The sequence below is a fragment of the Arsenicibacter rosenii genome (genome assembly GCF_001870735.1).
GTDB lineage: Bacteria > Bacteroidota > Bacteroidia > Cytophagales > Spirosomataceae > Arsenicibacter > Arsenicibacter rosenii.
Window position 1 is genome coordinate 1 of the sequence record NZ_MORL01000038.1, and the last position, 18,367, is coordinate 18,367.

Annotated in this window: 37 protein-coding genes; 10 read left to right on the plus strand and 27 right to left on the minus strand. The window is 54.0% G+C overall.

Annotated elements, in window-relative coordinates; translation table 11 throughout:
- From BLX24_RS34215 to BLX24_RS28380, 5 genes are all read left to right on the plus strand, one after another.
- A partial coding sequence (locus tag BLX24_RS34215; protein ID WP_445422160.1) for a phage head spike fiber domain-containing protein occupies positions 1-291 on the plus strand: 291 nt, incomplete at its 5' end.
- Positions 292-331: 40 nt separating this feature from the next.
- Positions 332-634, plus strand: a complete 303-nt coding sequence (locus BLX24_RS28365; RefSeq protein WP_071506612.1) for a hypothetical protein — start codon at positions 332-334, stop codon at positions 632-634.
- A gap of 2 nt (positions 635-636) precedes the next feature.
- Complete coding sequence (locus BLX24_RS28370; protein WP_071506613.1) at positions 637-1,059, plus strand: putative phage tail protein; 423 nt, start codon at positions 637-639, stop codon at positions 1,057-1,059.
- Positions 1,060-1,072: 13 nt separating this feature from the next.
- Positions 1,073-1,528 carry a hypothetical protein gene (locus tag BLX24_RS28375; protein ID WP_071506614.1) on the plus strand — a complete coding sequence of 152 codons (456 nt, stop codon included), beginning with the start codon at positions 1,073-1,075 and terminating at the stop codon, positions 1,526-1,528.
- Positions 1,529-1,530: 2 nt separating this feature from the next.
- The gene (locus BLX24_RS28380) at positions 1,531-1,929 is read left to right on the plus strand and encodes a hypothetical protein (RefSeq protein ID WP_071506615.1); all 399 of its coding nucleotides are present in this window, start codon (positions 1,531-1,533) and stop codon (positions 1,927-1,929) included.
- A gap of 36 nt (positions 1,930-1,965) precedes the next feature.
- Here BLX24_RS28380 and BLX24_RS28385 read toward each other — a convergent pair whose 3' ends face one another.
- From BLX24_RS28385 to BLX24_RS34105, 9 genes are all read right to left on the minus strand, one after another.
- Positions 1,966-2,514 carry a hypothetical protein gene (locus BLX24_RS28385; RefSeq protein WP_071506616.1) on the minus strand — a complete coding sequence of 183 codons (549 nt, stop codon included), beginning with the start codon at positions 2,512-2,514 and terminating at the stop codon, positions 1,966-1,968.
- Positions 2,511-3,047, minus strand: a complete 537-nt coding sequence (locus tag BLX24_RS28390; protein WP_071506617.1) for a hypothetical protein — start codon at positions 3,045-3,047, stop codon at positions 2,511-2,513. The genes BLX24_RS28385 and BLX24_RS28390 overlap by 4 nt, the downstream gene beginning before the upstream one ends.
- 13 nt (positions 3,048-3,060) lie before the next feature.
- Positions 3,061-3,576 (minus strand): hypothetical protein, encoded by a 516-nt coding sequence (locus tag BLX24_RS28395; protein WP_071506618.1) that lies wholly within the window; start codon positions 3,574-3,576, stop codon positions 3,061-3,063.
- A 33-nt stretch (positions 3,577-3,609) separates the two neighbouring features.
- Positions 3,610-3,903: a hypothetical protein gene (locus tag BLX24_RS28400; RefSeq protein ID WP_071506619.1), complete on the minus strand. Its 294-nt coding sequence runs from the start codon at positions 3,901-3,903 to the stop codon at positions 3,610-3,612.
- Between the two features lie 13 nt (positions 3,904-3,916).
- Positions 3,917-5,113 carry a hypothetical protein gene (locus tag BLX24_RS28405; protein WP_071506620.1) on the minus strand — a complete coding sequence of 399 codons (1,197 nt, stop codon included), beginning with the start codon at positions 5,111-5,113 and terminating at the stop codon, positions 3,917-3,919.
- Between the two features lie 140 nt (positions 5,114-5,253).
- Positions 5,254-6,000: a hypothetical protein gene (locus BLX24_RS28410; protein ID WP_143092850.1), complete on the minus strand. Its 747-nt coding sequence runs from the start codon at positions 5,998-6,000 to the stop codon at positions 5,254-5,256.
- 215 nt (positions 6,001-6,215) lie between these two features.
- A complete protein-coding gene (locus BLX24_RS28415) occupies positions 6,216-6,485 on the minus strand; it encodes a hypothetical protein (protein WP_071506622.1) in 270 nt (89 codons plus the stop codon).
- Positions 6,486-6,494: 9 nt separating this feature from the next.
- On the minus strand, positions 6,495-6,881 hold the full coding sequence (locus BLX24_RS28420) for a hypothetical protein (RefSeq protein WP_071506623.1): 387 nt from the start codon (positions 6,879-6,881) through the stop codon (positions 6,495-6,497).
- Positions 6,790-7,104: a LytTR family DNA-binding domain-containing protein gene (locus BLX24_RS34105; protein WP_374755021.1), complete on the minus strand. Its 315-nt coding sequence runs from the start codon at positions 7,102-7,104 to the stop codon at positions 6,790-6,792. The genes BLX24_RS28420 and BLX24_RS34105 overlap by 92 nt, the downstream gene beginning before the upstream one ends.
- On the opposite strand from BLX24_RS34105, the gene BLX24_RS33700 reads away from it, so the two are divergent.
- Positions 6,991-7,230: a hypothetical protein gene (locus BLX24_RS33700; protein ID WP_071506624.1), complete on the plus strand. Its 240-nt coding sequence runs from the start codon at positions 6,991-6,993 to the stop codon at positions 7,228-7,230. The genes BLX24_RS34105 and BLX24_RS33700 overlap by 114 nt on opposite strands.
- 121 nt (positions 7,231-7,351) lie before the next feature.
- Here BLX24_RS33700 and BLX24_RS28430 read toward each other — a convergent pair whose 3' ends face one another.
- The 18 genes from BLX24_RS28430 to BLX24_RS28510 all read right to left on the minus strand — a co-directional run bounded on the left by BLX24_RS28430 (position 7,352) and on the right by BLX24_RS28510 (position 15,534).
- Complete coding sequence (locus tag BLX24_RS28430) at positions 7,352-7,576, minus strand: hypothetical protein (protein WP_071506625.1); 225 nt, start codon at positions 7,574-7,576, stop codon at positions 7,352-7,354.
- Positions 7,573-7,848: a hypothetical protein gene (locus BLX24_RS28435; RefSeq protein WP_071506626.1), complete on the minus strand. Its 276-nt coding sequence runs from the start codon at positions 7,846-7,848 to the stop codon at positions 7,573-7,575. Before BLX24_RS28435 ends, BLX24_RS28430 begins: the two co-directional genes overlap by 4 nt.
- Positions 7,849-7,851: 3 nt before the next feature.
- Entirely contained in the window at positions 7,852-8,709 is an 858-nt protein-coding gene (locus BLX24_RS28440) for a DUF6794 domain-containing protein (RefSeq protein WP_071506627.1), read from the minus strand.
- A 20-nt stretch (positions 8,710-8,729) separates the two neighbouring features.
- Positions 8,730-9,005 carry a hypothetical protein gene (locus BLX24_RS28445; RefSeq protein WP_071506628.1) on the minus strand — a complete coding sequence of 92 codons (276 nt, stop codon included), beginning with the start codon at positions 9,003-9,005 and terminating at the stop codon, positions 8,730-8,732.
- A complete protein-coding gene (locus BLX24_RS28450; RefSeq protein WP_071506629.1) occupies positions 8,995-9,480 on the minus strand; it encodes an ASCH domain-containing protein in 486 nt (161 codons plus the stop codon). Before BLX24_RS28450 ends, BLX24_RS28445 begins: the two co-directional genes overlap by 11 nt.
- Complete coding sequence (locus BLX24_RS28455) at positions 9,473-9,742, minus strand: hypothetical protein (RefSeq protein WP_071506630.1); 270 nt, start codon at positions 9,740-9,742, stop codon at positions 9,473-9,475. The genes BLX24_RS28450 and BLX24_RS28455 overlap by 8 nt, the downstream gene beginning before the upstream one ends.
- Before the next feature lie 14 nt (positions 9,743-9,756).
- Positions 9,757-10,032, minus strand: coding sequence for a hypothetical protein (locus BLX24_RS28460; protein ID WP_071506631.1), 276 nt, complete (start codon positions 10,030-10,032; stop codon positions 9,757-9,759).
- The gene (locus tag BLX24_RS28465; RefSeq protein WP_071506632.1) at positions 10,029-10,265 is read right to left on the minus strand and encodes a hypothetical protein; all 237 of its coding nucleotides are present in this window, start codon (positions 10,263-10,265) and stop codon (positions 10,029-10,031) included. Before BLX24_RS28465 ends, BLX24_RS28460 begins: the two co-directional genes overlap by 4 nt.
- The gene (locus tag BLX24_RS28470; RefSeq protein ID WP_071506633.1) at positions 10,258-10,866 is read right to left on the minus strand and encodes a hypothetical protein; all 609 of its coding nucleotides are present in this window, start codon (positions 10,864-10,866) and stop codon (positions 10,258-10,260) included. The genes BLX24_RS28465 and BLX24_RS28470 overlap by 8 nt, the downstream gene beginning before the upstream one ends.
- On the minus strand, positions 10,838-11,269 hold the full coding sequence (locus BLX24_RS28475) for a VRR-NUC domain-containing protein (protein ID WP_083422237.1): 432 nt from the start codon (positions 11,267-11,269) through the stop codon (positions 10,838-10,840). Before BLX24_RS28475 ends, BLX24_RS28470 begins: the two co-directional genes overlap by 29 nt.
- Entirely contained in the window at positions 11,211-12,233 is a 1,023-nt protein-coding gene (locus BLX24_RS28480) for a P-loop NTPase family protein (RefSeq protein ID WP_177225941.1), read from the minus strand. The genes BLX24_RS28475 and BLX24_RS28480 overlap by 59 nt, the downstream gene beginning before the upstream one ends.
- Before the next feature lie 849 nt (positions 12,234-13,082).
- Positions 13,083-13,262 (minus strand): hypothetical protein, encoded by a 180-nt coding sequence (locus tag BLX24_RS28490; RefSeq protein ID WP_071506637.1) that lies wholly within the window; start codon positions 13,260-13,262, stop codon positions 13,083-13,085.
- Positions 13,249-13,545 carry a hypothetical protein gene (locus BLX24_RS28495; protein WP_071506638.1) on the minus strand — a complete coding sequence of 99 codons (297 nt, stop codon included), beginning with the start codon at positions 13,543-13,545 and terminating at the stop codon, positions 13,249-13,251. Before BLX24_RS28495 ends, BLX24_RS28490 begins: the two co-directional genes overlap by 14 nt.
- Positions 13,542-13,709 (minus strand): hypothetical protein, encoded by a 168-nt coding sequence (locus tag BLX24_RS32885; RefSeq protein WP_177225942.1) that lies wholly within the window; start codon positions 13,707-13,709, stop codon positions 13,542-13,544. Before BLX24_RS32885 ends, BLX24_RS28495 begins: the two co-directional genes overlap by 4 nt.
- 89 nt (positions 13,710-13,798) lie before the next feature.
- Positions 13,799-14,128 (minus strand): hypothetical protein, encoded by a 330-nt coding sequence (locus BLX24_RS28500; RefSeq protein WP_071506639.1) that lies wholly within the window; start codon positions 14,126-14,128, stop codon positions 13,799-13,801.
- A gap of 482 nt (positions 14,129-14,610) precedes the next feature.
- A complete protein-coding gene (locus BLX24_RS32890; RefSeq protein ID WP_177225943.1) occupies positions 14,611-14,781 on the minus strand; it encodes a hypothetical protein in 171 nt (56 codons plus the stop codon).
- Positions 14,768-15,052 (minus strand): hypothetical protein, encoded by a 285-nt coding sequence (locus BLX24_RS28505; RefSeq protein WP_071506640.1) that lies wholly within the window; start codon positions 15,050-15,052, stop codon positions 14,768-14,770. Before BLX24_RS28505 ends, BLX24_RS32890 begins: the two co-directional genes overlap by 14 nt.
- Before the next feature lie 152 nt (positions 15,053-15,204).
- Positions 15,205-15,534 (minus strand): hypothetical protein, encoded by a 330-nt coding sequence (locus BLX24_RS28510; protein WP_071506641.1) that lies wholly within the window; start codon positions 15,532-15,534, stop codon positions 15,205-15,207.
- A 111-nt stretch (positions 15,535-15,645) separates the two neighbouring features.
- On the opposite strand from BLX24_RS28510, the gene BLX24_RS28515 reads away from it, so the two are divergent.
- The 4 genes from BLX24_RS28515 to BLX24_RS28530 all read left to right on the plus strand — a co-directional run.
- Entirely contained in the window at positions 15,646-16,173 is a 528-nt protein-coding gene (locus BLX24_RS28515; RefSeq protein ID WP_071506642.1) for a hypothetical protein, read from the plus strand.
- Between the two features lie 255 nt (positions 16,174-16,428).
- On the plus strand, positions 16,429-17,298 hold the full coding sequence (locus BLX24_RS33705; protein ID WP_071506643.1) for a tetratricopeptide repeat protein: 870 nt from the start codon (positions 16,429-16,431) through the stop codon (positions 17,296-17,298).
- A 97-nt stretch (positions 17,299-17,395) separates the two neighbouring features.
- Positions 17,396-17,704, plus strand: coding sequence for a hypothetical protein (locus BLX24_RS28525; RefSeq protein WP_071506644.1), 309 nt, complete (start codon positions 17,396-17,398; stop codon positions 17,702-17,704).
- Positions 17,705-17,743: 39 nt separating this feature from the next.
- On the plus strand, positions 17,744-18,367 hold a 624-nt coding region (locus BLX24_RS28530; RefSeq protein WP_262483010.1), incomplete at its 3' end, for an alpha-amylase family glycosyl hydrolase.

The window sequence follows — 18,367 nt, forward strand, 5'->3', positions numbered from 1 at the left end:
GATTGGGGTAACGGGTGGTATCGTGCAATACTAACGTTTACGACCGACGCTACGGGCACGCCGTCTGTTAGCGGTGCCTACATTGCCGGGTATGCAACCAGTACGGACACCTGTACGATGTCGTTTTTTGGAACACAGCTTGAAGTCGGTTCATTTGCTACGTCTATTATTCCGACCCCGACGGCAGCTGTAACGCGGGGCGGGGACCTGCTCTATTTGCCGGTGTCGTCCAACTGGTACAATCCGTCGGAGGGTACGCTGTTTGTCNGGCTTAGGCGCCGGATCGGGTAACTGTATCTCTATTCGCCAAACTGCGGTGAACGTATACGGGATGTGTCGCAACAATTCCTTTGGCGTTCCAACCGATACGGCCGGTGTGAACTATGCACTCAATACGGTTGCCCGTTACGCAATTTCCTACAAGGATGGCTTTGTGCACCGGTTTCATTACGCAGGAGGTGTTAATGTCGGGTATCAGATTCATACCAGCGCAATTGGTGCAACATGGCCCCGGCTTAGTGTAGGGTGTTTCCCTGAAATCCCTGCAAACGGCGGCTATAACGGGCATATCTCGAAAGTTGCCTACTGGCCGAAACAGCTAACTGATGCGCAAATCCAAACTCTTGTACAATAACTATGGCAGTATTCGGAAGCGGGACAAGTCCCGATCAGGTATCACCTAATTCCCTGCTGGGCGGCGCGGCGTTCGTCAACAACAACGATCTGGCTGTACAGTATGCGCCCGTTTTGTCGCTCGATATGATTCGCGGGGCAACCGGCATCGAGTCGAAATACATCATCGTGGACGATGCCGGAATCATCGGCCTTTTTCGCTACGATAGCAGCGACACGACCACGGCCGACAACAACGCTACGGTACTGGTAACCAGCGACGGGCGGCGGTATAAGCCGGTTGTGCCCGGACGCAACGGTACAACGGCTAACCGGCCGGGCACTGTCGGCCTGCCAACCGGCTATCCGTATTACGATACGACGCTGGGTAAGCCGATATGGTGGAACGGGTCAGCCTGGAAGGATGCCGCCAACTCAACAGTTTAACTCAACAATCACTATGCAACCGATTATAGTTACACTATCAGAACACGAAGACTTTCCGAAGATCCGCCGCCAGGTGCGGTGCGATGAGTTCACGGTCAGATTCTCAGACAATCCGGCCAACCAGCGCATTGTACTGCCGCTGGTGGTGGAGCTGACCAGCCGCACGGAAACACAGGTACCGGTTATCGCGGATGGGGAGCCTACCGGCGAGACCGAAACGATCTACGGGCCGTGGGAGCCGTACCGGAAACTGACACTTTCCAACCAGATTGCGGTCGCGACGGAGAGCAACAACAGTAAGTTCGTGGACCCGCAGACGTTCAATCTGGTGCCGGAAGGGACGCCGGGGGCGGTGCCGGAACTACAGGCGATCTGGAGCCAGCTGGGGCCGCCGATTGTGGGGCTGATTACCAGCGTCCTGCAACGGATGGATGCACGGGGCAATTTCAACGATCTGGCCAGCGTGTAGCGATGCGGGTCAACTGGCTGAACTTCGGGTTGCTGGGGGTTGCGCTGCTGCTGTTTGCGGTGCTGGCAATCCCCGGCATTGCGGCTACGCTGCTGGTGAGTGTGGTGCGGTGGCCGGCGTCGGGCGGGCCGGTGGTGTACCTGAGCCGGACGGCGGGAACGATGGCGATCAGCATCGACGTGATGGGGAACGTGCTGTATAAGGATCTGCTGGAGGTGTTGTTCCTGAAGCACAGCAACCCCTACCCGTTCGGGAAGGTGGGCGAGACGATCAGCTACGTGCTGGGGAAAAACAAGCAGCTGGGGACGCTGAGCCGGACGGGCAGGCTGCTGGCTGACATCCTGAATTGGCTTGATCCGGAGCACGTCGAGAAGGCGGTCCGGACGCATGAATCGAAATAACAAAAAGCCCGGTCGCTGGTGGCCGGGCTTTTTTGGTTACTTTCTTCTTTTTTCGATTGCCTTGCATTCTGAGACATAAGACGATGCCACGTTTTCGGGCTCATCGTATGAATTAAGGTATACATCCAAGGCCCAGTCCCGTGTTTCTTTGTCAATATATTTTTGTGGCACATGCTCAACAAACTGCGTGTACCACTCACGGAAGTCTTCCTCTTCCTGCTCTGTCGCTTCTGTATATTCAAGCATAGTATTATTTTGTAATAATCCTGACTTGTAATTAATATCCACGAGACAGCTTAATACCTCCTGATCGGTGAGGGTGTCATCGAACGAGTTGAGGGCGGCCGTAAACTGATCGTTGGGCCGGATACTGTTCAGGTAGGTTGCAGCCTGCCGGATGATTTCGGCGTAGAGGTCCCGTTCGACCAGCGCCTGCTCAATATAGTAGGCCTGCTTTTTGGGCGGCTGCGCGTTGAGCAGGGCGGTGGCAAAGGGCGAAAAACTAAGCGTTTTCACCGTCGAGTCAGTCGGCTTCCGGCCGGCGCCTTCACGGGCTCCGCCACGGGGTTTCTTCTCGTCGCTCATAGTGTGTCATGTTGCTCCTGCCATGTCATGCCGTTGTGCCGTTCCCGTTCATCGGCATCAGATTCCGCCTTGGCGTTCGAGGCTGCAAGGGCGTTTCGCTGATTCCAGACATCTTCGATGCTTCCGCCTTTCCAGTCGCTGACCTGAACCGGCTGGTAGGTGCACAGACTCAGGAATTTTTCTTCCAGGGCGTAGCGTTGCGGTCTAGTGAAAACAGATATGGATTCAGCAGGTAATTCATCGCCTGATGAACTGTCCTCGGACCCGATAAACGTCTCGATATAAGACCAGGTCGGTGAGCTGGTTGATACGAAATATTTCAGGCTGTAGCCCTTTCCGGCGGTAATCAAGAGCCGGATATTGGTCGGTTCGACGGCATGCGGAAAGCTTTTCGATGAGCCGTGGAGTTCAACCGTATATGTGCGTCCGTCGTGGTCGAATGTTACCGGCCAGTCGACGGCCACATGGGTATTGTTCAGATACTCGTCCCGGTTATCGGACTGAGGTATAGAACGCTTGTGAAATGGCTGCATGGTTGTATGGGGATTATAGACGGTGCATGGTTGCGCGGCGTATCATGGCCTCGGTGGTCATAGTGCGGCTGATCTGATCAATTACCTTATCAACCTGGCCGACGCTGGCGTACTGCTCGTCCTGTTTCTCGCAGATGTCCCGCATCAATTCGGCCACGTCGTGGCGCAGGCCGATGGCGCGGATGCCGTGGATGATGTTGGTACGTGCATCAATCAGGTAAATCGTTACCAGATTCCCGTTGCTGTTGAGCCATTCTTCGACGGCGGAATTGTCCACCTTGTTGATATTCATCGGCGCATCAACGGAAAACTCGCCGTTGAACTCTAGCAGGAAAAACGGCACATTGTCTTTCTGGTAGATGCCGTATTTCAGGGGCTTTTTCGTCACGGTTTCACGGTCCGCAGCGGGCTGCGAGGAGTAGAACAGGATGTCGAAAAAAGCGGAGGTAGTCATGATTTTTGCCCCCTCGGTGCCGTTCGCCCGATACTCCGGATGCGGGAACGGCTGGCCAACTTCGTATTTAGTCATGGGAAAGGCCCGGCAACCGGCCGGGCACGGGTTTTATTTGTAATCGTTATACACTTTCTGCGCTTTTGCGAGGTCGTCGAAAAGATTGATCCAGTCGTCGGCATCGTCACCACCGGCCCACCAGAGGCTGAGACAGTACCAGTCGGTTTCGGTGCCGTCATCGAGCAGAACCCTGATTTTGTCCAGGGTTTTGCCGGAATTGGAGCGCTGCTGATCCTGTAGCGTGGTGCAATCGAGCACTTTTTCGAAGCTGACCAGCTGTTCGGGCGTTACGCCGTCTGCGGTATAGGAGGCACTGGTCAGGATATGCTTTGTTAATTTTTCCATGTTGTCAGGGGGGTTAGCAGCCGCAGTAGTAGCCGGGGCCGTCAAGTTCCATTTTTTTGATCGGTTGATAGGTGCCGCATTCCCAGCAGCGGGCAAATCCGAGCTTGCCCGGCCATGCCTTGGTGTCGTACTGCTTCAGCAGGTCGATGACCAGCTGCGCGTTTTCGTCGGAGAACGGGAGATACCAGTACTTATTGGCCCCGTCAAACTGGAACCCTTTTTCCTTCAGCACCCCACGGATGGAGTAGGTCGTATTAGCCCCGGGCATATCAGAGGCATAGCCGGTGGTGTAGAGGTTAATGCGGCCCTCCTTCTGATTGAAGAGAGCCCCGATGCTGTGCAGCATACTGTTACCGGCGGCGGCATAGATCGTACCGGCGTCCCAGATGAAGAGTTCCTCGGCTTCGATCCGCTTTCTGGTTTCTTCTTCTGCCTGCTCCCGGGCGATGCGTTTCTGGTCAGCTTCCAGTTTTTTCTGTGCCTCGACGGCGGCTTCGGCATCCTGAAGCTGTTTGGTTTCAGCGATCAGGGCTTCGGCCTCGGCCTCGGTGATGGTGTAGGCATCGTAAAGATCACCGCCGGAAACCTTGCCCGACGGCGGGCGGCTGGTGATGCCGCTGACGGTTTCGGTCGGCCGGACGGTGGCGCGGTTGTCGTTGACGTGCCAGAGCACATCGGCGTACTCTTGCCGGCTCTGCTGCTTTTCGGCTTCGGTCAGGCGGCGCACATCGGCGATGTAACAGACGGTTTCGTGGCTATAGTCACCGATATAGGTGCCCCGGACCAGGACCAGTCCCTTTTCGGTCAGGGCGGCCTCGGCATCGTGTTTGTCCTTTTTGGCCTGTGACCAGTTACTCCATGCCTGATTAGCCCTTTTTTCGCGGTCTTTCAGGTCGTCGTATACCTGCTGGCTGATCGGGACAACGATATTGGATTTGGGCTTTAGGGTGGCCCCAATCTGCTTTTTCACCTCCTTGCAGGTGGCAAGGGTGACGGAATAGCCGTCGATATAGAGATGGGGATGGCTAATCTTATCATCGGCTTTTTTGAGCATGACGCCCTGCCCGAACATTTTCAGGCGCGAAGAAAAATAAGTCGGTTCGCCGGGCAGCGGTTCACGGTATATCTTGGATTCTGTAATGTGGTGCTCCAGGCTGATGGTTCGGCCTGATAGAGCGGTAATCGTAAATTTTTCTACCTTTGTCTCCATGATTGTAGATTTTTTTTGAGGTTTGCAATCCGGGGCGGGAGCCTGGCAGCGACCGCCCCAACTTTAAGGTGCAACGGAATTGAAAATTTAAGTATGCGTATCGGCTGACTAAGCCGGCTGCTGTTAATCGTACCAGCGCCTTATTTGACTTCTACCCAGCCCTCGGCGATTGCTTTCTTAACATCTTCCCGGTCCAGTGCAGCAACCGGGAAGTCGTGAATTTCGAAGGTAGCATCAACGACTGTTTTCCAGTTCTTCACCGATCCGCCCGAACGGAACTTTCCGCTGACCAGGAAGATGCCCTCCTGTGGTTTGGCTCCCGAGTCGCGGCCAAAGGCCTTGGCCACAGGGCGGCCGAATAATTCAACGCCTGATGCACTGCTTTCCTGATAATAATCTTTCACGACCAGCGTACAGACTTCGTAGGGGAAAGCGCCGGTTACCGAGTAGCTGCTTAACATAGCCTGACGGACATGTTCCAAGACATCGGCCTCGAACACCCACTGATTATCCTGCCATTTACCGCGGAGACCCCGGGCTTTGATGACGAAATCGGTATTATAGTAAGAGGTAGTTTTTACCAGTCCGTCCTTTACTTCCAGCTTAATTTTGTGAGCAAATTTTTTGCCGGAAAACCGGCTTTCTTTTTCTTCCCGGTCCTGAATGGTGAGTGTCAGCACTGCCTGAAGATCTTTAAGCTCCTGAATGGTGAGAGTTTCCAGTTTGGTAATATCAATGTTGAGCTTATGCACTGCCGTGCGGGCTTTCGCCCAGACGGCGCGGAGAGCATCCGAAATAGTTTGTCCTGCCTGACGAACGAGCGTCCAGGCATCGGACATGATTTGAGAAAGGTTGTACTGAGCAGTTGTTGAGATGACAGTTGTCATGATTGTAAGTGTGTTTGAGGTTTGAATTTCGGTTCTGGCAAACCGGCTGATCAGCTGATCAACATGACAAAGGTAAGAATACTTTTTGAATTATTAAATAATAAATCAAAAAAAAGTTGAAAATATTTTTTGTGTGCGGAGGATACGGGCATAAAATACAGACGCCCGACAGGAGCCGGGCGTCTGGTCGTACCTTTAAAGAGTGAATGTATTAATTACGAGCCCAGGACGATGGCGGGTTCGGAAAACGTATAGTTTCCGTCCACGACACCGGTGAACTCAAGGCCGGAGGTTAGCCGGCTGGTAAAGTGACTGGTCACAGACGAGCCGAGGCTGACGTTTGCCACCTGTAATGCCAGCTGATGAGCGGCAATGTCGTTGGTATGCGTTGGCTGATACGTCTGAAGAAAATCGAGACCTTCTTCGATTTCGGTTTTGTTGAGTGCCCCAATCAGATTGAGGAACGTTGACTGAATTGTGGTCATTGTGTTTGATCAGTTAAACATGCTCAGATCCTCGTAACCTCCGTCCAGTCGGGCCTCCGCTGTGGCGGATTTTTTCAGTAGTCCCGTAACGGTCCGGTAGCGGAAACCCGTGGGCGCCTTCGGGGTTCCGTCGATGGAGACGTAGATAGGGGTATCGTACTGCCTGAACTCTTTGGCGGGGTCGTCGGGGTCTTTGATGATCTGAAACCGGGTACGGGGCAGCTTGACACTGAACGAGTCCACGCGGTTGCCTTCGTCGTCGATGAGTTCGACGCGCAGCACAAGGGCACGTAAATCAGTGCGGTCACTCCACCGGAACCAGTAGCGGTTGATCAGCTGACCTTTTTCGACCAACAGGCTCGTCTTGGTATGCGAGAGCACGAGGGCTGGATTCATGTAGTAGTTGTTGTTTGTAAGTCTCGAGAATTACGCCGACAAAATACACATTTCGGCGGGAAACCCTTAGCCGGGTACCATCAATCATGGTCAGATACATTTCCCGGCTGTGTATACGTTCGGCGCGGATGATATAATCGGGGTTAACCAGGTAGTCACGCGAGGCACGGATGAAGCGTACCAGCGCGCGGTCGTAGTAACTCAGGTCTGCCGAGGTGATCAGCGGCCGGCCACGGCGCAGGTAAATAGCGGTACAGCGGCCGGTTTTCCGGATGTAGCACATCTGGAAGGAACGCAGGTAGCCGTACCCCGGTACGTAGGTAAATTCGTGCTGCATGAATGGGGGTAAAAAAGGCCCGGCTGTATTTTTCCTCTTCCAAAGGTTGTCTGCTGGCCGGGCCGGGTTACTACTTCATCGGTTGGTGCCGGTTGTCGCACCGGCGGGCGTGTTAGTATTGCCGGCCAAAAGTCTATCGCTCGAAAACCAGAGTTGCACTACATACCCAGCCACCACTGCTGGTACAGCCTGATATACTGGTTTTAAGAACAAATCCCTCTTTGTATTTTCTGAGAATCAGAGCACGCACCTCATCCTGATTCCCCCTATACCCCACCGTTGTTACGAATACCTCACGGGGCTTTCCTGTAGCACCAAACAACAGGCAGATGGCAGCAATAAGCAGCAGATTTTTCATGATATTAATTTTAACTTTCTGGGTTTGGCGCTCCTTTTGGGAGCATTTCGGATGATGTAATCGGCAAAGTCTTTTTTGGCTTTCGGCCACAGGGTCAGACCCCGGGATCTGGCAAACAGCAGGGCATCAGCGGCGACGGTGGACTGATTGACCCGCAGGCCGTTCTGGTAAATCCGGCGGCAGCTCCCGTTATAGGGCACGATGATAATTCCCTGCTCACTGATGAACAGATCGGCTAATCGGGCTAAGTGCTCTTTTTGCTGGGTAGTCATGGGTCAGGCCTCCTGCTTCAGGGTACGGTAGATTCGGCGCAGGATAAGCGCACTCATGTCATCGGCATTGAACAGGTTGTGCTCGGAGAGAAAATGCTGATGCAGGGGCGAATCCTGCTCCCAAAGCTTCAGTTCATTGCGGATTTTCATAGCAATACCGCCCGTGAGGATTGAACCGCACATACCCAGAAAGGCATCCTCACTCTGATTGAATTCGGGCCATGATCGGGCATCCCTGAATTTCGGCAGCAGATAGGTAACGGCATCATCAAGGGTTACGGGCAGAGCCGGAGCCGGAGCTGATGCCGGCAGAGGCTTGAGAAAATCGTCAATGTGCATGAAGTCTATACCGGCCTTTTCAGCGCATGCCCGGTCCTCGTCCCGGTCACCGACGAACAGGCTGTTATCCCAGTCCACGATAAAGCCGTGATTGAAGGCCTCCAGTTCACAGAATGCCAGCATACCGGTGTCAGGTTTGCGGAACAGCGACCGGTGGCAGAACGGTTCTACGGTACCACCTTCCATGTGAAAGCAGGTTTTAACGATGTCGAATGGTTTGGCAATGGTGAACAGTTCCAGCATGGCCACTATTTCCCTGTCAACATCGGCAGGGGTCTTAAAGCCGTGAGCAACCCCTCCCTGATTGGAGACGCCGAAAACCAGAAAGCCTTTCTGTTTGTAGTCGAAAATACGGGCTTCGATGCCGGGCATGAGTTCGATGTCGTCCGGTCCCTGAATGAAGCCTTTCGGGTCTTTTTTCGAGCGGCGGACGGTGCCGTCAAGATCCAGACAAAGAGCCGGAGCGAGTTTGTGTTTTACAGGTGCCTGCTGTACAGGACCAGGGATAATAATAGTTGCCATAGTGTTAATCGGGGTTTGATTTAAGCTTCTTCTTTCAGGTATTTCAGATATTTCTCCAGCTCCGGAATAGTGGCCTGATCGGCCTCGGCCTGGGTGGCGAATAGCCGGGCCTTCGTTACGTCGACGGAGAAGTACTGCTCACGTTCGAAGCAGGAAGATTTGCGGCGGAAAACGTGGTGGTTATTGACCTTACCGGCCTCAGCGTAGAAGCAGTCCGGACCGATGTAGGTGACGGCATCGACCTCCCATTGATTGACAAAAAAATAGGTCTGTTTTGGCTTGAACTTAATCTGCATAGGACGGAATGAGTTCAGGGTTAACGTACCAGAATCCTTGTGAGCCTTTGGCGGGATAGGGCGTTTCAAAGCGCTGCGGGTTAGTGGTCCGCCAGGCGAAGCGGCCGGGTGAATAGTCCCCGAAGTGTTCTTCCTGAACGTCGCGGGGGTTGCGGAGGCCGAACAGGTGCGGCGCCGTTTTGCGGAGCCAGACCTCGGAGGGCATGGTGTCCATGATTTCGACCTGGCCAAGGATGGCTCCCATGGGCAGATTGCTCAGCGAATGATAGCCGTGTCTGGCCAGCACGGAGCGGAACGGCTCCGTACGGCACAGATCCAGGCACCAGCGGGGCATTGACTTGGTGGCGTGGATGAGCACGGGGCCCCTGTAATTGGTGTCCCAGCTGCGGGTTTCGTTTTGCTTCTCTCCGAGCACCATCAGCGTGGCGTAAGGCTGGTAGAGACTGATTACTCTGGCTTTGATTGTTTTATCCATGTTTTGGGGTATCTAAAAGTGAATAGATCGGTGGGTAAATTGTAGATCGCTGATCTGACCATGGTTGGTTTAAATGTGCGGTTAACCGGTCATAGATTTCTTTGACTGATTCCCGCACATCGAGCGAGTGGAAATCATACTCATTGACCACACTAAATAATATCTGGCTTCCGGCATCGTCATTGCTGTTAATTTGGGTTACCTGACCCCAGTTTACGATTACCGGTTTGCCTTCGATGGTGGTTAGAAGTAATGCATTCATACGTTTTTTGAGGTTTATGACACGTTTTTGGCTTTGTTTGACACGTTTTTAGCGGTTTTTGACTCAGCTGAGGCCGGTTTCGGCTCATAGCGGCCGCAGGTCGGGAACCGGCTGGAATGGTCGCTTTTGGCGGTATGGGTGAAATACCGTTTCTCGCACTTGGGGTAGTTTTTTGTGCCTCCGCCGACGAAGCGGTGAAAGACGCACGAGCCGCATTTGGTACCGGCCGGGCCGGGTCCCCAGACCTGGATACAGGGGTTTTTGCGGATGTTTCTGAGCGGGTTTTTCATTCGAAGATGGTTGGTTGTCTGGTTGCCGGGGTACGCCGGGGCGGTTTGCGGTCGGGAGCTTCAGCCGGTCTTTCCGGATCCTGTACCGGCTGGGGGCTGAGCTGTGCGAGCACGTGGTCGATGGCGGCGGTTGCCCGCTGGTAGTCGGCCGGCAGGGTCATGCCGTGCAGGTAGGCACGGTAGACGATTTGGCGGGCCTCGGTCAGATCGGTTTTGAGCTGCTGATTATCCATGAAAAAGATCGGCTGAGCGGTGGCGGTAATCGTCGATGATGGCTTTCAGCTCCTCCGGGGTGCAGGCCCAGCGGCGGGTTTTGATGACGGTAATCGAGCCGGTCATACTGTCGGGAAGCCGGGTCGTTTTGAGCAGCAGCTCCTGCGGGGAGCCGGTTTCCGGATCCTGATCGTCGGCGGGCTGGGTGTAGCGCAGCGACAGCTCAGTGGCCCGGATATGGGCCGGCAGTTTCAGGCAGATATCGGGCGTGCTGATTTCCGGCTGAGGCAGGAATTCCGGTACAGTCAGTACGACGGGGCCGGAGATAACGGGCTGCTTGCGTTTGCGTTCGTCGGCGATGGCGTCGTGAACCTGCAGCGGGGTAACGGAATCGAAACCGGCACATTTCTGGACCATGATCCGGTCATCGTCGGACCGGGTGAGGTCGACGGCGATGGCATCCAGCGAGCGCAGGGCGTCGATGAACTGGGGCGGTACTTTGTTGGTCTCGCACCAGGCGGATTTGTTGATCGGTTTGTGAACTGCCGGACTGAGCATCTTGCCCAGACGGGAGAGGGCGGTCGCGTAGCGGTTAGCGGTTTTCGCCGGTAGTACTGCCATAATCGGGTAGTTTGAGGTAGTTGTTGACAATTTCCATGAACTGATCCAGGGTGTAGAATACTTCGCACCGGTAACCCTCGGCGCGCAGCAGGGCGATTTTCTCCACCTGATCCGGGCTGAGGTCGTTGGGGGCTATTTTGGCCTCCAGGTACAGCCCGTGCCAGCTGGCTTTAGGCCGGGGCAGGCACAGATCGGGAATACCGCGCTCGACGCCTTCGCCCTGCATGATGGCGGCCTCGACCGGGGAGCGGTCGCCCCCGTTGGGGATGGCAAAGAGCAGCACCCGCGGATACTGGAGGCGGAACCATTTCACACAGCTGCGCTGCAGGCGGGACTCGGGATGTTCAGTTTTCTTTCTCGGTTTCCGGATCATGGGGCAGGTCTTCAAAATCAACAGGGTCATCGAAGCGGTAGGAACGGCCGGGCACGGAAATGAACGTTGTCATCTCGTTGAGGCGTTCGTAGATCCGGGTTCCGTAGCGGGTCAGCTCCTCGGGCACCAGATTAGAGGTGAAATGCGTCAGCGTGCCGTGGTCGATGAACCGCTCGTAACGGGCGGATATGAGCATGTCCATCGGGTTCTCGGCCTCGCCGTAGATTTTTTTCAGTGCCTTTTCCTCTCCCAGATCATCGAGCAGCAGGCCGCCGGATTTGTAGGGGTTGAGCGCCTTGAGGTTGCTGGCATCGGAGACGGCCTGTAGAATCTCTTTGGTCTGGGCGATCTGGAACTGCATCTGCGGAATGGGGATGACATCGCAGAAGCGCTTGAACATCTTCAGCATGTAGCTTTTGCCGACGCCGTTGGCGCCGTAGAGAAACAGGCCTTTGGTCAGCGGAATGGGGCTTTCCGGATCACCGATGAAATAGCGGATAATGTCCTCGAAGATTTCACCCACGCCGGGCTGAAGGGAAAATTCGCGTTCCTGAGCGGTGAGATCGGCCTGATAGATCCGGCGGATAATTACCGATGCGTCATTGAATCCGATTTCCTGCGGGCGGATCCAGCGGCGGCCGGCTTCGATCCGGCCCAGGATGGCCGACAGGCGGTGCTCACGGGACGGCGCCTGCGGCTGGCCGCTCATGCGCCGGAGATACGCCTCGGCGTCCTCGGTTCTGGCTTCGACCTTAACGGGCTTGTATCCGTCCTGCTCCTGGCCATAGTATTTGGCCCGGAGGCGGGCGGCTCTGTTTCTGGCTACCTCGACGGCGGCTTTCCAGTTATCCTGCATTTCCTGAGTTGGAATTGCGGGGCCGTCGGTAAGTGTTGACCCGTCCGGCGTATTTTCCGGCGTCGATGATTTCTCCGCCGGGTCCGGCTGCGGCTCCTCCGGGAGCGGCCGGAATAGTTCTTCGTTGACTTCGTTCATGGCCTTGTTGCTGGGGTTGATTGATTTCAAGATGTTTCCGGATCCAGTCGAAGCAGTGCGTCCGGATATCGGCTTCGGTGCGCTCACCGGTTAGTTTGCCTTTGCCCCGCTGTTCGAGAAAATAGGTGTCGATGAGCTTCGGAATCCGGGCCTCGGGAATCCGGACGACTTCGGCCAGCGGCCGGATAAAGTCCGGGTCATGGTGCAGGCCCAGCCGCAGCAGCTCGAACCGGTTCGACGGATCGGGAGGGGGGGTGGGGGGTGGGCTTGCTCCGGAACCGGTGCCGGGGTCATCTGAATTTTTTCCGGACCCGTCTTTTTCCCCGTCCGGGGTGGAGGAGAAGGGGAATAGGTTATTGTTTATAGTATGGGTGTCACGTGGGTTGTCAAAATTTGACAGAGCAGAATCTGCTTTATCACCTGCCTTGTCACGTGGGTTGTCAGGTGCCTTGTTACGTGCCTTGTTAAGTGGGTTGTCAAAATTTGACACGGCGGAACCTGCTTTATCACCTGCCTTGTCAGATGGGTTGTTAAGTGGGTTGTTAAGTGGTTCGTCAAAATTTGACAGAGCGAGCAGCCACGGAGCGTGCTGGTTGGCTCCCTTTCTGATCAGGCGGACGAAGCCCCAGTTGATCAGATCGATTAGCGTATCCTTATAGGTATTGTAGGAACGGACGCCGATGGCACACATGGCATAGCGCGGGTCCATTTCGAACTCGTCGGGCCAGCCGCAGCGGTTACACCATTCCACATACCAGTGATAGAGCGCGCTGTGAGCCGGCGCGTGATGGCCCTGATGCTGAAAACACCAGTCCCACCAGCGCCGTGAAAGAGAGTAGCCGGAAGTGCTCATTTGAACGTTGGCTTAATGTCAGTCAGGTGAATTACCGGCTGTTTGCCGTCACGGATAATTTTACAGTGCCTGGCGGCAACGTAAGCCAGATAGACAAAGACGGCGATCAGAAAGAGGTGGCCCCACGAGAATTTTTCGTTGTTGTAGGGGGGACGGGTGCGTTTATAGTAGTTCACAGATACCGAGTACGATTAGAGATCCGACGATGAATGCGCCTGCGATGATGGCCGTCACCTGAATGGCCAGCATGATATACTCCCGGGTGGAGTGCCTGCCGAAAAGCAGCTGGGTAACCGGCTCAAAAATGATATAGGACAGATGCAGCAGGAGGCTTGTAAGCCCCTCCCGGACGGCCTGCCAGAGCAGGGAGAAGGCCATGCGGAACAGCAGGAGCGAGGACGAGATCGGGGTCGGCGTGTACGGCTTCCGGGGACCGACCGAGTGTTTCGAAAGTTTCATGACAGCAGAAAAAGCAGAAAGAGTACAACAACAAGCCAGAACAGGCCGCAGACAAACAGAAGCATTGCCAGATGTGTGAGCAGCACGAACCCGACAGCCAGTTTGAGCAGCATTTCAGCCGCTGCCTGGAACGCATTAGCCAGATCGTCGATGATAGTTTGCATGGTACGAAGCGGGCCCGGCACTTAGTCCGGTCAAAAGCGCCGGAGTAAGTAGCACAACCTTACTAAACATAAATGCCGGGCCGTGGGGGTTACGTGTTGAAAAGCTGTTGATTACGTTCCTGATCGAGCAGCTCGGAATGGGTAAGTGAGACGGTCAGGTTAGGGCCGCACAGGTCGGTTTCGCCCTTGATGGTGCCGGTGCTGTCCTGCTGCCAGCGGGCGATGGAGACAATGGCAATGATCTGGGGATCGGGCAGGTTGTCGGTATGGACGGTGACGGAGACCAGCGCCTTATGGGGGATTTTCCAGCAGTCGAGCAGACGGCGTTTGATGCGGGCCGGCGAGAGCGGCATTTCGAAAAGGGTAGCGTCCGGTTGCTCAACAACTACAATTGAGGCAGGGGTAAGTTTCTGGAACATGTTGTTAGTAAGGTTTTAAGTCCCCGAAAGCCTCAGGGCCGGAAACCGGCCGTGAGGAGCTTGCCGTTTTTGTCTTGCTCGCCCCAGCACCGTTTGGCAGAGCTGAAGCTTTCGGGGGGTGATGAGGGCCGGAAGCCCTACGCGCATCATAGTGTGCGGTAGCGGCCGGTTTCTAACCCTTAACCTTTCCCTTGGAGTAGGGCTTCCGGCGTAATATTGCTGGCCCGGCAATCCCGCACCGCTCAAGACGGCGGGCGGGGGTCGTTTCACATTTTCCACTCCCTTACGGGATTGTCGGGCTTTTCCGGAAACCCCGCCGCCCGGAAACCAGACGGCGGGAGCCGATGACAGTCTTTGCAATGAGTCCCCGCACCTTGCGGGGTTTCCGGAAGTATATCGGGTTCCTGAGACCCCGCCACCCGGATACCAGATGGCGGGAGCCGCTTACACACACCTCCCCGCACCCTGCGGGGTCTCAGGATTTATTTCGGTTGCGTTGCGAGCCAGTTTTTAACGGTCTGTGTTCGCTGCGCGGAGGTCAGTTTTTTCATGTCTATGCCGGCACTGGCTACGAAGTTCTGAAACCTGATAGCCTGAGGCTTAGTCAGCATGACGCCGAATACCTTCAGCGTTGCCGTTTCAGTAGCGTTCATATCCTCCGAAATCAATTAAGTCCTGCATAGACTGCGAGCGTGCAAAGGATTCGCCGGCTTCAGCCTCTACGATGTGGCGTTGCCAGTGAAAGCCCCGGGTTTCGCTGTAGGCTACGGTGTGGTACTCGTCACCGGGAGCCAGGCGGAGGGCTTTGGGATCGTCGCCGCCGGCCAGGGCCGTGGCGTAGCCGTCATCACTCAGATTCATCTCGTCGTACTCGGCGGCGAGTCGTTCCAGATCGGCCGGGCCGGGAATGTTTGCGGATTTCATACCTTTGTGCTTCTTTTAGAATTAATTAATCAGACAGGCCGGTGCACTTGCGTCGTGCCTGTTTTTTTTGCTGTTATTGTGATTGCAAATATAGTATTGATATTGATTATTTGTAATTGCAATTGAAAAAATGGGCAAAAAAATATTACTGATTAATTATTGGACTGCTGCAAAGTCCGGTATCGGGCAATAGTTATCCACAATTCTGTGAGCATATTGTCGATTTCTGCGCGGCAACCGGCCAATTCGGCAACCCAGGTTACCAGCTCTGCAATTACCTGATCATCAATTGTAATATCATTAAGTACATTGTGTACAATCGTAGGTGTATAGGTCTTCCCGTAGACGGAACGCTTGTTGTTTGCGTTCAAACGGGCGGCTAATTCAGCAGTCACATTAACATTTGACGGGATTTGTGCCGTTAGATAAATCCATTTTGCCTTATTCGGTGCTCTTTTGGCCTGTTTTCTTGTCGCTTCCATTGTCAATATTATATTTGCAATTAAATAGATATACACAGTAATGTATTTCTGTTTACATCTATGTTATTCTGATTGCAAATATAGTAATTGTAATTACAACTCAAATAGATTATGATTGACGAAGGTAAAAAAGTGAGAGGCGCGACCGGGCCGGTTGCCGAAAAGGCCCGCCGGGCATCGGAATCGATAACCCGGCGACTGATGGAGTTTGTCGATAAGAAAGGGCATTCAGTGGTGGCGCACGCGACGGGCAGCAAGCCACAGAAGTTCTACGCGCTGGCCGAGGGGGATACTAAGGTGAGCCTGGATACGGTTATGCAGGTGTACTTTGCATTCCCTGATGAGCTGGATCTGATGTACGTGATGACCGGACAGCCGGCGGGCGGAATGTCGCAGGGCAACAACCAGGTTTCAGCGGAATACCTTCAGAATGCCGTTTCGCGGATCGAAAAGGAGACGGAGGAGAAATACGTACGGCTGCTGGCGGAGAAGGAAAAGCAACTCGATGCGGTGAATAGGGATAAGGAACGCATGTGGTCGGTAATCGACGCCTTAAAAAAGGATGATCCACACTCGTGGTTGTCGCCGGAATTGGAAATGATCCTTCTTGCAAACAGAAAGCAGGACGCATTCTGCTGATTCCGACGAGTGTGTAGGGTGCCCGACGGGGGTTACCTGCGACAATTATTATGTTTCCCGGCACACAAATAGGTACACTTGCAGGATTAAGCACAGCATGGCGCTGATAATCAGATAGATGTAACTATTTTAAGTTTGTACAAGGAACTTTCCGATTTAGTCAGATTGTATCAATTGTATAGCATCAGGCAATCTCCGTTTACTAAATAATTCCCTGAACGGATACGCAGTTCGTTCGGGCAGGCATAAAAGAACATGTTAGAAGTACTTACAACCCTTGGTCTGATCGGCTTTATTATTTACCTGAATTACTACGCTGATCTGCGAACAGAATGGGAAAAAGATCGGGACCGGATGGCCGGCGGTCTTCAGCTGCTGAACGCCGGAAAACTCCCCGAGGCATTCTCTTATTTTTCTGAACAGGTTCAACAACACCCGCGTTCTGCGGTTGCGTATCTTTACCGCGGCAAAAGCTACGAGGCGCTGGGGAAAAACGAACAGGCACTTGCTGATTTCCGGGAAGCGGCCAGTTTTGACTCCACGATTCCGGACGTACACATTGCGTTGGGGGAACTGCATCTGAACCAGGAAGATTACCAGACTGCCTGGCGGGATTTTGATAAAGCCATTTTTTACGGCCAGGGCGATTACGCCGATGCGTTTCGCGGCCGGGCTATAGCCAATCAACAGCTGAACCAACCGGATCAGGCGCGGTCGGATTTTCAACAGGCCGAACAGATTAAACAAATGCAGGCAGAAGGAAAAAAGACAGTTCAACACGGTAGAAAATCGTTTTTCGACAAACGACTTGGACTCGGAATTGCGGGAGTAATGATCAACGCCGCTCTGTTGTTATTCATCATCAGACAGACAGCAGTCATTCACTGGCCCTATCTGTGGGCAGCGTCGACCGCTGCTGCCATCGGGTTTTTTGAGCCGCGCCGTGGCTGGGTGCTGGCGGTTTTTCAGGCTGCTGCCATGTGGCTGGTTTATTCCTTTTTTATTACAAAACCGGACGGCAGCGGACCCCGTGAACTTCAGCTTTTCGGGTTATACGGAGCCATTGCCTTAACATTTATCGGCAGCTTCATCGGCGGAGTGCTCAAACGCCAGCTTGCCAGATAGGATCCGGGCCATAAACTCATTTAAACGATCCGTTTTGTATACTTTACGCCTGGAAATAGTTAGGCAACTAATGTTGTTCCCTAAACCTTATCCAGGCGTGCAAACCATACTCGTCATTACCGATCAAGAGCAGGAAACGAAAGCCGAACTCAAAGGCAGCCTGCTGAAAATGAACCCGCTGGCCAGTATACTTTTCCGGCGGTTCGATGCCGGCCTGATGGATGAACTGATGACCGGTTCATTACAGACCGTCCCCTATCTTATTTTTATCAGCTCCTGTATGGAAGGGCTTTCAATGCTGAAAGAACTGAAGGCCAGTCCGATGCTCTCCCGGATTCCGGTCCTGATGCTTCAGGCCGGTGCAACCCGCCGAAAAGCGCGGTTCGATCAGATTTTACAGGCATAAGTTCTGTAACCACAACAGTTTTGGCATTACACTCAACGAATGGAAACAAACAAGGCGAAACACCTCTGGTGGCAGGAGGGGGTTATTTATCAAATTTACCCAAGATCCTACCAGGACAGTAATCAGGACGGTGTCGGCGATTTACCCGGTATCCTTACCCGGCTGGATTACCTGCAGAAGCTGGGCATAACCGCCGTCTGGCTGTCACCGATCTATCCGTCACCGATGGCCGATTATGGCTATGATATTTCTGACTATGAGGGTATTCATCCGGTGTTCGGCGATATGTCTGATTTTGACCGGCTGGTTGATGCCGTGCATCAGCGGGGAATGAAACTGATTCTGGACCTGGTACCCAACCATACCTCCGATCAGCACCCGTGGTTTCTGGAAGCCCGCTCTTCCCGGGATAACCCGAAACGGGACTGGTATATCTGGAAAGATCCGAAAGCAGATGGCAGCTTGCCGAATAACTGGCTGAGCGTTTTCGGTGGTTCGGGCTGGGAGTGGGACGAACACACCGGACAGTTTTATTACCATGCCTTTCTGAAAGAACAACCCGACCTCAACTGGCGCAATCCGGCGGTACAGGATGCCATGTTTTCGGTTATGCGCTTCTGGCTCGATAAGGGCGTTGACGGCTTCAGGGTCGATGTGATGTGG